Genomic DNA, 5686 nt, shown 5'->3' on the forward strand with positions numbered 1-5686 from the left:
CGCGATCGCGAACACCATGCCCTGGCACTGGCCGCCGCGATCGAGCGCCATCATCAGGCCGGGCTGCTCGACCGTGCCGCGAAAACGCTGCACCGTGAAGCAGAACGAACGATGCCAACCGCTGGCCACCGCGCGTTCTCCGCCCCTCACCTCGCCGGCGGGCTTCCACAACAGCGAGCCATAGGCAAATAGTTTCAGCGGCCCGGCCGGAGCGCCGGCCAGCACCTCGTCGCGGATGCGCGCATAGTCGGCATCGGTCATGTGAACCATGCCCGGCGTCGGCCCGGCATCCTCGACAGCACGCATGGTGCGCGCGACCAACGCCTCGGTCAGCGCCATCGGCGTGTTGCGCGGGACCCTCGATGATGCGGTGGAAATGGCCTTGCTCATCTTCGCGCTCCCAGTCCTACCGCCATGTTGCTGAAGGCTGAAGGATTCTCAAGGGCCGTGCAGCCGAGATAGATCACGAGTGGCCGATGCCGCTCTTGCGTGACGCGTCTTGGAACGATGTTGCCGGCAAACTGTTCTGTTCCTTGCCGGAGGATGCCATGAACGATGCGTCGGCACAGCCCGCTGGCCCCGTCCTTTCATCGGCGGAGCGCGTCAACACGCTGTCCCATTTCCACCGCGCCGAGATCGCTCGCATGGCGGGATGGCGCGACCGGCTCGACCTGACGACCAATTGGGCAATCACGGTGGTGGCGGCGCTGCTTTCGGTATCACTCTCGACGGCCAGTGCGCATCACGGCGTGCTGCTGTTCGCCATGCTGCTGATCCTGCTGCTGCTGTGGATCGAGGCGCGCCGCTATCGGTTCTTCGATTTCTATCGGGCGCGCGTACGCCAGTTCGAACGCCACTATTTCGCGCAGATCTTTTCCCCACAGCCCGACTTCGCCTCGGACTGGCTGCTCATCGTCGGCGAAGGCCTGCGCGCGCCGAAATTCCTGCTGTCGCAGCGCGTCGCGCTAGCCCGTCGGCTGCGGCGGAATTACATCTACCTGTTCCTGATCCTCTGGCTGGCCTGGGTGCTCAAGATATCCACACCCAGCCTTCAAACCGTGGGCGTCAGGACCGGCTTTGCCGGCTCGCTTCGCCAAGCCGTGGACAGCGCCGCCCTTGGCCCCGTTCCCGGTGTGGCGATCGTGGTTGTTGTGGCCGCATTCTATGTCGGGTTGCTTGCCATCGTCTTTTTCACGGCCGATGACGACGGCGAACTGTCCTTTGGCGACGTGCATGTTTGACGTTGATGTCCGGCGACACGCCGCTGCAATGCAAACGGCGGTCCGCGCGTTGACATGGTCGGTCCGCCGAAACGTTTGGGAGAACGGAACTGCGCGCCTAGATGCCGAAGAACTGCTTGCCAACCATGTAGCCCAGTGCCGCCACGACCAGCGGAAACAGTGCCGGCGCGGCTTTGCCTAGAAGGGAGACCTGCAGGTCCTTCGCCGGCGTATGACGTGCATTGCCGAGATTCTTGGTCATTGCTTGCCTCGGGTTCGAAAGACTCATTAGCAAATGCTGATTAACAGCATGGCCGCGTTAACGGCCTGATAGGAAATCAACTCTGATCAAATGCAAATTCTAATGATCGGCACATGGACGGCAAAGACGCGCTACCCTATTTCGCGGCGTTCGAAGCGTTGACCGGGACGCGCGGCCTTTCCCGCCAATCGGCAAAACCGCGCCTGAACAACAAGATGGCTCAGGAACCCGATTTAGCAGGTGAACGCCAGCTCCAGAGCCGGTGCAGTTCGCCCGCCGCCTCGCCCGAGCTTCGTGTTGATAGGCGCGGCATCGAACGGCATGCCCGCGGGGGAGGCAGGCCGCATCCCGTCAAAAAATTCGCAAACCAATGTCGGACTTGTTACGCCTCGTTCGTCCTTGGGGTATCGAACAGGCATTTATGAAAGGATCCAGCATATGCCCGGCACCGTGCGTTTGCACCGCGTTCTGACGACCAGCCCGGAAAAGGTCTATCGCGCCTTCGTTGAAGCGGACGCGCTGGCCAAGTGGCTTCCGCCAAACGGCTTCACCTGCACGGTTCATAATTTCGAGGCAAAGGTCGGCGGCACGTTCAAGATGTCGTTCCGCAATTTCACCACGGGCGACAGCCATTCCTTCGGCGGCGAGTACCTCGAACTCGTCCCGGGCGAGCGCCTGCTCTACACCGACAGGTTCGACGATCCCAATCTGCCCGGCGAGATCCGGGTCACCGTGATCTTGAAAAAAGTGTCGGTCGGCACCGAAATCGACATCACCCAGGCCGGCATTCCGGACGTCATTCCGGTCGAGGCCTGCTATCTCGGCTGGCAGGAGTCGCTCAGAAATCTGGCAAAGCTCGTCGAACCCGAAATCAATCAATAGGCTGGGGGGTGGCCGGGAGAACGGGTCGTTTCTGGCCTGCCGAAGCCTGAAACTTGGACTGTGGCGGGAACTGCCCTTTATCGCTAGCAATTCATCATCGACACCCCCTGTGACTGGGCGTGTCAATGAAGGATGCAGCGGAGGCTAAAAAGGCATGACTCTGACCAACCGAGACATCGTCGAGTTAACGGCGTGGCGGCGCCAGCTGCACCAGGCCCCGGAAATCTCGAATGAAGAGGAGAAGACGGCAAGGGAGGTTGTCGCCTTCCTCGCCGATACGGGGCCGCACAAGGTGCTGACACAACTCGGCGGGCACGGCGTCGCGGCCATATATGACAGCGGCAAAGCGGGGCCGACGGTGCTGTTCCGATCGGAACTCGATGCCTTGCCTATCGAAGAACTTTCAGGCGTACCGCATTCGTCGCGCGTGCCGGGCAAGTCGCATATGTGCGGCCATGACGGACACACCGCGATCCTGGCATCCCTCGGCCGTCAGTTGGGGCGCGAAAGGCCTGCAAGCGGCCGCGTCGTGCTGATGTTCCAGCCGGCGGAGGAAACCGGCAATGGCGCGGCAGGTGTCGTCGCCGATCCGCGCTTCGGCGAGATCGCGCCGGATTTCGCTTTCTCATTGCACAACCTGCCCGGCGTGCCATTTGGCGAGGTGCGGCTCAAAGCCGGCGTGGTCAACTGTGCTTCACGCGGCATGCGCATCGTGCTGGAGGGCAAGACCGCCCATTCGTCCATGCCGGAGACCGGCATTTCGCCGATGCTGGCGATCAGTGAGCTGATGCCGGCGCTGCCGGCGCTCGGGCGCGGGACCTTCGCCGACGACGGCTTCTCCATGCTGACGGTCACCCATGCCGCGATGGGCGAAGCCGTGTTCGGCATCTCGCCGGCTCACGCCGAGGTGTGGGCCACGCTGCGCACCCGGCGTGACGAGCGCATGGCAAACCTGTGCGCTGCTGCCGAAGCACTGGTCGCCAGGATCGCGGGCGAGCATCGCCTTTCCGTCCGCTGGGACTATCACGAGATCTTCGTCGCCAGCGTCAACGCGCCGGACGCGGTGGAGCATCTGCGGCGCGCACTTGATGAAGAGGGCGTCGCGCACGGCGAAGAAGCCCTGCCGATGCGCGCCTCTGAAGATTTCGGCCTGTTCGGCCACAGTGCCAAGTCGGCGATGTTCTTCCTCGGTGCAGGCGAGCGGCACCCTGCCTTGCACAATCCCGACTATGACTTTCCCGACGACCTGATCCCGATCGGGTCAAGGATCTTCATGCGCACGGCACGTAATTTGCTGGGCTGACCTCCGCCGACCCCAACACCGAAAGGAACACGCAATGCCAACGATGCCAAAGAACACGATTTGCCTCTGGTTCGACAAGGACGCCGAGGCTGCGGCTCGCTTCTACGCGGAGACCTTTCCCGACACCAGGGTGGGCGCCGTTCACCGTGCGCCGAGCGACTTTCCGTCCGGCAAGAAAGGCGACGTGTTGACGGTCGAATTTACCGTTGCCGGCATTCCCTGCATCGGATTGAACGGCGGCTCCACATTCAAGCAGAGCGAGGCCTTCTCGTTCCAGATCGCCACCGACGATCAGCAGGAAACCGACCGCTACTGGAACGCCATCGTCGGCAATGGCGGCCAGGAGAGCGCGTGCGGCTGGTGCAAGGACAAATGGGGCGTGTCCTGGCAAATCACGCCGCGCACGTTGACCGAGGCCATGGCGGCCGGCGGCGAGGAAGCCAAACGCGCCTTTGATGCAATGATGGAGATGACGAAGATCGACGTCGCGGCGATCGATGCAGCCCGGCGCGGCTGACCTCGATCGCAGCTGAGTTGCTATCGGACCTTGATGACGACCTTGCCCTTGGCGCGTCCTGTTTCGACATAGGCCAGCGCCTCGTTGGTCGCCTCGAAGGGAAAGACCCGATCGACGACCGGGCGGATCGCGCCGGCTTCGATGAGCGATGCGATCTTGCTCAACTGCTCGCCCTGCGCCCACATGAAGAGAAACGAGAACGTCACGCCACGGCGCTTGGCTCTCGCTCGAATACCGCGGCTCAGCAGGCGAAGCACCAGCCTCAGCACCATGTTCAGTCCCTTTTCCCTGGCGAAGTCCGGATCCGGTGGGCCGGAGATGGAGATGAGCTTGCCTCCCGGTTTCAGCACATTCAGTGACTTTTCAAGTGTCTTGGCGTCCTGGCTGTTCAAGACGACGTCGTAGCCCGACAGGACTTTTTCGAAATCGTCTTTCCTGTAGTCGACGACGACATCGGCGCCGAGCCCCTTGACCAGACCGGCACTCGCCGCGCTGGCGGTGGTCGCAACGGTCGCGCCGAGATGCTTTGCCAGTTGGATGGCGAATGTCCCCACGCCGCCGGATCCGGCTTGAATGAAGACCTTCTGTCCCCTCTTCAGGCTGGCCCTTTCGATGAGCGCCTGCCAGGCGGTCAGGCCGACCAGCGGGATCGAGGCCGCCTCCTCCATGCTGAGGTTCCCGGGCTTCAGGGCCACGTCGGCTTCATCCATGGCTATGAACTCGGCGAACGTCCCGATCCGGCCATCGCGCGGCCGCGCATAGACGTCGTCGCCGAGTTTGAACTTGCGGACTTTCGATCCCACGCGGACAACCCTCCCGGCCACGTCGTGACCCAGGATGAACGGCCGGCGATAGGGCAGGATCAGCTTGAACTCTCCGGTTTTGACCTTGGAATCGAGCAGGTTCACCGCCGCGGCGTGGACCTCGACCAGGACATCACTGTCCCCGAGTTTCGGCTCCGGCATTTCGGCCAGCCGCAGCGTGCCGTTCTTGCTGTATTTGTCGACGACGAATGCCTTCATGGCAGTGACTTTCTGAGAGATTGTTGATGTTCGGGACGAAAGCCGCCCGGTGAGGGGTGTCAGGCCTCGAGAAAGGCCAATGCTTTCGGAACGAAATTCGCGTGGTTCTGGAACACCCCGCCATGGCCGGCATCCGCATAGATCACCAATTGCGCCCCCGGAATGCGGCGGGCGAGATCGTGGGTATTGACGCTCGGCACCATCCTGTCGTGATCGCCATTTGCGATCAGCGCAGGGACGCGGATGACGCTCAAATCTTGCGGCGCCTGTAGTCCATAAGCCTTCACCGCCCGGAGTTGCGCGCCGAACGCGCTAAGCGATATCGGCCTGTCGCGGTCGGCCTTGCGCTCTGTCAGCCGCTGCAGGAACGCCTTCGCGGCGCGGCGCCCGTTCACCGTTCTGGTGAAAAACAGATAGTATTTCGGATCCCGAAAAGTCAGCGCACCCTTGATCATGTCCACGATCGTCAGTGGCGTCATC

8 protein-coding genes are annotated in these 5686 nt (G+C 62.4%); 4 read left to right on the plus strand and 4 right to left on the minus strand.

The window, feature by feature from the left end:
- Positions 1–390 (minus strand): gamma-glutamylcyclotransferase (locus EN964_RS22210; protein WP_206528742.1); only part of this gene is annotated, 390 nt, incomplete at its 3' end.
- 158 nt (positions 391–548) lie between these two features.
- Between EN964_RS22210 and EN964_RS22215 the strand changes: the two genes are divergently transcribed.
- A complete protein-coding gene (locus tag EN964_RS22215; protein WP_127271036.1) occupies positions 549–1241 on the plus strand; it encodes a DUF2270 domain-containing protein in 693 nt (230 codons plus the stop codon).
- A gap of 97 nt (positions 1242–1338) precedes the next feature.
- On the opposite strand, the gene EN964_RS22220 is transcribed toward EN964_RS22215, so the two are convergent.
- Entirely contained in the window at positions 1339–1482 is a 144-nt protein-coding gene (locus EN964_RS22220) for a hypothetical protein (RefSeq protein WP_127271038.1), read from the minus strand.
- A gap of 438 nt (positions 1483–1920) precedes the next feature.
- On the opposite strand from EN964_RS22220, the gene EN964_RS22225 reads away from it, so the two are divergent.
- The 3 genes from EN964_RS22225 to EN964_RS22235 all read left to right on the plus strand — a co-directional run bounded on the left by EN964_RS22225 (position 1921) and on the right by EN964_RS22235 (position 4184).
- Positions 1921–2364 (plus strand): SRPBCC family protein, encoded by a 444-nt coding sequence (locus tag EN964_RS22225; protein WP_127272572.1) that lies wholly within the window; start codon positions 1921–1923, stop codon positions 2362–2364.
- Positions 2365–2518: 154 nt separating this feature from the next.
- Complete coding sequence (locus EN964_RS22230) at positions 2519–3667, plus strand: amidohydrolase (protein ID WP_127272573.1); 1149 nt, start codon at positions 2519–2521, stop codon at positions 3665–3667.
- Positions 3668–3710: 43 nt separating this feature from the next.
- Positions 3711–4184 carry a VOC family protein gene (locus EN964_RS22235; protein ID WP_174800353.1) on the plus strand — a complete coding sequence of 158 codons (474 nt, stop codon included), beginning with the start codon at positions 3711–3713 and terminating at the stop codon, positions 4182–4184.
- A 20-nt stretch (positions 4185–4204) separates the two neighbouring features.
- Here the strand turns inward: EN964_RS22235 and EN964_RS22240 are convergent, their stop codons facing one another.
- Positions 4205–5206 carry an NADP-dependent oxidoreductase gene (locus tag EN964_RS22240; protein ID WP_127268727.1) on the minus strand — a complete coding sequence of 334 codons (1002 nt, stop codon included), beginning with the start codon at positions 5204–5206 and terminating at the stop codon, positions 4205–4207.
- A 59-nt stretch (positions 5207–5265) separates the two neighbouring features.
- The coding region (locus EN964_RS22245) for an alpha/beta fold hydrolase (protein WP_164775926.1) at positions 5266–5686 on the minus strand (421 nt) is incomplete at its 5' end.

The organism is Mesorhizobium sp. M7A.F.Ca.CA.001.10.2.1 (assembly GCF_003998575.1).
GTDB lineage: Bacteria > Pseudomonadota > Alphaproteobacteria > Rhizobiales > Rhizobiaceae > Mesorhizobium.

What these genes read in the sequence shown, in the direction of transcription:
- EN964_RS22220 (WP_127271038.1), bottom strand. Translation starts at nt 1,482, where the DNA reads ATGACCAAGAATCTCGGCAATGCACGTCATACGCCGGCGAAGGACCTG.
- EN964_RS22225 (WP_127272572.1), top strand. Translation starts at nt 1,921, where the DNA reads ATGCCCGGCACCGTGCGTTTGCACCGCGTTCTGACGACCAGCCCGGAA.
- EN964_RS22240 (WP_127268727.1), bottom strand. Translation starts at nt 5,206, where the DNA reads ATGAAGGCATTCGTCGTCGACAAATACAGCAAGAACGGCACGCTGCGG.
- EN964_RS22230 (WP_127272573.1), top strand. Translation starts at nt 2,519, where the DNA reads ATGACTCTGACCAACCGAGACATCGTCGAGTTAACGGCGTGGCGGCGC.
- EN964_RS22215 (WP_127271036.1), top strand. Translation starts at nt 549, where the DNA reads ATGAACGATGCGTCGGCACAGCCCGCTGGCCCCGTCCTTTCATCGGCG.
- EN964_RS22235 (WP_174800353.1), top strand. Translation starts at nt 3,711, where the DNA reads ATGCCAAAGAACACGATTTGCCTCTGGTTCGACAAGGACGCCGAGGCT.